Source organism: Candidatus Symbiopectobacterium sp., from assembly GCF_020054415.1.
Classification (GTDB): domain Bacteria; phylum Pseudomonadota; class Gammaproteobacteria; order Enterobacterales; family Enterobacteriaceae; genus Symbiopectobacterium.
The window spans coordinates 1-2,603 of sequence record NZ_JAHWCO010000231.1; the positions used below are offsets into that span (position 1 = coordinate 1).

Sequence of the window (2,603 nt, forward strand, 5' to 3'; positions counted from 1 at the left end):
ATGCAGCAATGGCTGATTCATCTAGCCATACGGTTAGAGAACCGCGCTGCTTGAGGGCCTTGTTATAAGAGGGCCAGTTGGTGATTTTAAAATTTTGTTTTGCCATGGAGACCTGATTTTGAAACAACTGTGGTGATCTGATCCGATGATTACCCAAAAGTTCTATTTATTCAACAAAGCCGCCATCGGCGTGTTGGGTCGTGTATTCAATATGTTGATTGCAGTGTGAAATGTCCGGTTTTGGATGTGGAATACAGTGGCTAAAGTTGATGTAAGATGCCCGTTTTGTGAACAGACATCCCCTGTGAAAAAACACGGTTATGGCAAAAGTGGCCATCAGCGTTACCGTCGTCAGTCATGCTAACACGGATGGCTACAGGGCTTACAACGACGAACTTCCAAAAGTAAAACACATTGTTAGCAAGCTGTATACACAGCGTATTGAGCGTGCACATCTGACACTGCGTAACCGATTGCAACGGCTCAATCGCAAGACGCTCGTATATTCAAAATCATCCGAAATGCACGATAGGATCATCGGTACTTACATCGAACGCGAGTACCACGTTTGATGCAACATCAACTCATTGAATACACGACCGCATCCAAGGAGTGACTTATTGGGATAAAGTGTGCAATCACTCACATAATTAACGTGTTGTGTGTGATGACAATCACAGGTGGCTCGACGGGAAGTGTGACAGCGGTCGTTTGTTGACCACCGTGTAGCAACAAAAAAGGGCACCCGTAGGTGCCCTCTTGAAAAGGAATGCAACCAGCAGCGCGTTATTTGCTGCTCTTGTCCTGCAACTGTTCCACGCTTTCCATTTGCGGCAAGCCTGTCGTCGCAGAGGAGGACAGCAACCCGGTTTCGACGTAGTTGAACAGTTTTTCTCGCGTATCAATGATATCCAGGTTACGCATCGTCAACTGACCAATACGGTCATCCGGTGAGAACACCGAGTCGCCTTTTTCCATCGTCAGACGTTCCTGCTTGTAGGTCAGGTTATCCGACACTGTATTCAGGATGGAATAGTCATTACCGTGACGCAGTTCCAGCGTCACTTCACCGTTAACAGCACCGGCCACCCAGCGTTGCAACCCATCACGCAGCATCAGTGCTTGCGGATCGAACCAACGCCCCTGATACAGCAGACGGCCCAACTGACGACCGTGAGCATGGTATTGCTCAATGGTATCTTCATTATGAATACCGGTAACCAAACGCTCGTAGGCAATGTGCAGCAGCGCCATGCCGGGGGCTTCATAGATGCCACGGCTCTTCGCTTCGATAATACGGTTTTCAATCTGATCGCTCATGCCTAAACCGTGACGACCACCAATGCGGTTGGCTTCCAGCATCAGTTCCACATCATCGGCAAAAGTTTTGCCATTCAGCGCCACCGGATAGCCGCGTTCAAAACGTACCGTGATTTCTTCTGCCGCAATCTTGACGTTCTCATCCCAGAACTTGACGCCCATGATCGGGTTAACGATCTTCACGCTGGAGTTCAGGAATTCCAAATATTTCGCTTCGTGCGTTGCGCCCAGCATGTTGGAGTCGGTCGAGTAGGCCTTTTCTGCGGACATCTTATAGTTGAAGCCAGACTGCACTATAAACTCGGACATCTCCTGACGGCCGCCCAGTTCATCAATAAAATCCGTATCCAGCCACGGCTTATAGATTTTCAGTTCAGCATTGGTCAGCAGACCGTAGCGGTAGAAACGCTCGATATCGTTACCTTTATAAGTACTGCCGTCACCCCAGATATTCACTCCATCTTCTTTCATGGCCGCGACCAGCATGGTGCCGGTTACCGCACGGCCCAGCGGGGTAGTGTTAAAGTAGGTCAGGCCGCCCGTGGTGTTATGGAAAGCACCGCACTGAATTGCGGCAATGCCTTCCGCAACCAGCTGCTTGCGGCAGTCAACAAGACGGGCATTTTCTGCGCCATACTCCATTGCGCGACGAGGGATCTCTTCATAGTCATCCTCATCCGGTTGTCCCAGGTTTGCGGTGTAAGCATAAGGAACCGCCCCTTTTTTACGCATCCACAGCAACGCTGCACTGGTATCCAGGCCTCCGGAGAACGCAATGCCAATACGCTGACCTGCCGGAAGGTGCTTGAGAATCGTCGTCATAAAATAAATCCCTGCTCGATAGACTTATGGAGAGAAGCTTAACAGCCACACCACGATATGTTACGCCATGCATTGATGAGAAAAAATCAGATCGTTATACGCGCGGCGGCACGCGCATGTACCGATACTGTTCGTCACTCAACAAATGCATATTTATGCAAAATAAATGAGTTATAATTTAAACATCTTTTTGCCGCGACAGGAAGAGCCCAGTGATGATTTCTGCAAAAAACCGTCAATGTCGCTAAGCCACCTTTGAATGTAACGGTATCTATGGATTTCTAACACAGAGAATATGCAATGAAGAACAGCTCGGAGAGGAAGGCTTTGTTGAATAAATAGAACTTTTGGGTAATCATCGGAGCAGATCACCACAGTTGTTTCAAAATCAGGTCTCCATGGCAAAACAAAATTTTAAAATCACCAACTGGCCCTCTTATAACAAGGCCCTCAAGCAGCGC

Annotated in this window: 3 protein-coding genes and 2 pseudogenes; 1 reads left to right on the forward strand and 4 read right to left on the reverse strand. The window is 48.5% G+C overall.

The window, feature by feature from the left end; genetic code table 11:
- Together QZ506_RS06790 and QZ506_RS06795 are read right to left on the reverse strand one after the other, a co-directional pair.
- A pseudogene (locus QZ506_RS06790) lies at positions 1-106 on the reverse strand (IS5/IS1182 family transposase); the annotation flags it as partial.
- Between the two features lie 60 nt (positions 107-166).
- The gene (locus QZ506_RS06795) at positions 167-337 is read right to left on the reverse strand and encodes a hypothetical protein (RefSeq protein WP_291969980.1); all 171 of its coding nucleotides are present in this window, start codon (positions 335-337) and stop codon (positions 167-169) included.
- Between QZ506_RS06795 and QZ506_RS06800 the strand changes: the two are divergent.
- Positions 257-572 (forward strand): annotated as a pseudogene (locus QZ506_RS06800) (IS1 family transposase). The gene QZ506_RS06795 and the pseudogene QZ506_RS06800 overlap by 81 nt on opposite strands.
- Positions 573-786: 214 nt before the next feature.
- On the opposite strand, the gene argG reads toward QZ506_RS06800, so the two are convergent.
- Together argG and QZ506_RS06810 are read right to left on the reverse strand one after the other, a co-directional pair.
- Positions 787-2,142 (reverse strand): argininosuccinate synthase, encoded by a 1,356-nt coding sequence (argG, locus tag QZ506_RS06805; protein WP_291969982.1) that lies wholly within the window; start codon positions 2,140-2,142, stop codon positions 787-789.
- A gap of 171 nt (positions 2,143-2,313) precedes the next feature.
- Entirely contained in the window at positions 2,314-2,517 is a 204-nt protein-coding gene (locus QZ506_RS06810; RefSeq protein WP_291969984.1) for a hypothetical protein, read from the reverse strand.
- Between the last annotated feature and the right edge of the window lie 86 nt (positions 2,518-2,603).